The organism is Glutamicibacter ardleyensis, from assembly GCF_014644555.1.
In the GTDB taxonomy this organism is placed as follows: domain Bacteria; phylum Actinomycetota; class Actinomycetes; order Actinomycetales; family Micrococcaceae; genus Glutamicibacter; species Glutamicibacter bergerei.
On the sequence record NZ_BMKX01000026.1, the window covers coordinates 1 to 1159 of the forward strand.

Sequence of the window (1159 nt, forward strand, 5' to 3'; positions counted from 1 at the left end):
TATGGCTCTGATTTTTCAAAAACGGTCACCAGCCAGTCAGATCTTGTAGTCAAACACCCGTGAACCGATATGCGCTTCAAACGCCGCCACCGTCGACTCAAAATCATCACGCTGAACATTACTGATCGCGTTCTTCGCATCATTCCACACATGCTCAATCGGATTATGATCCGGAGCGTAGGGCGGGAAATTGATCAGATGAACATCCTGCAAAGTCTGCCCCGAGGTCAGTCCTGCCTGGATTAACTTGTTCTTATGCCAGGACGCGTTATCCCACACAATCACAATCTTCTTCCCCGGATTCAGCCCCACCAACATCTGAACGGCCTCTAGGATGGTGGCACTGTTCTGCCAATCCAAACGCAGTGATATGCATTCACCGGTGTTCTGGTTCAGGAACCCGATAAACGATTGAGAAGCTTTCTGCCGGTCCACTTTCAACACAGTTTTCGTGTTCTTCTCGTACCACGCTTTGCGCACCATTGCTTCCTGATCGATACGCACCTCATCCGCAGCGAATACCAGCGTGTTCTCATCAGCTAACGGGCCGGTAAGTTCTTCACGGATTTCTTTGATCCGCAGGTCAATACTCTTTTCGTCGGCTCGCCTGCGGTCAAACTTCTCTGGTTTGTGGAAGGACAGTCCAGCCATGCGCAGCAGGAAGTGATACGAGGAATTGGAGGCGTACTCGATGTTGAACGTGGTCGATAACCAGTGATCCACTTTCGGGACATCCCAGAACTGGGCCGGAAGGTACTCGTCGCCTGGCGGTTGGGAGAGGACCTCGGTGACTGTTTCTCGTTGCTCTTCGGTGAGGTAGCTGCGGTTCAGGTTTCCTGCATGCCCGGTATAGAGCGAGGCCATGCGTTGCTTGCGCCAATCTGTCACCCAGTCAAGAAGGGTTGAGGGTTCTCGGTCCACGAATTCAGCCACAATTTCCGGGGCCACGTCCCGAGAAAGTAGGAGTAACGCTTCGGCTTTCTTCACTACGAGTTTGTGGGGTGCATTGGCTTTGTAGTCTTTGAGTAGCCGGCGTTCTTCATCGGTGAGTTGTGGGGTGCGCATGCTTTCAAAATTAACATTCCGGCAGTGCTGGGACGGGTTTAACGCGCCGTGATCAATGGGTTTTCAGAACCGCTTTTGAACTGCGAGAGCCATA

Annotated in this window: 1 protein-coding gene; it reads right to left on the minus strand. The window is 52.2% G+C overall.

Going from position 1 to position 1159, the window contains the following annotated elements; translation table 11 throughout:
• Positions 1-36: 36 nt before the first annotated feature.
• Complete coding sequence (locus IEX04_RS18605; protein WP_188687525.1) at positions 37-1065, minus strand: IS630 family transposase; 1029 nt, start codon at positions 1063-1065, stop codon at positions 37-39.
• Positions 1066-1159 lie beyond the last annotated feature (94 nt).

What these genes read in the sequence shown, in the direction of transcription:
- IEX04_RS18605 (WP_188687525.1), bottom strand. Translation starts at nt 1,065, where the DNA reads ATGCGCACCCCACAACTCACCGATGAAGAACGCCGGCTACTCAAAGAC.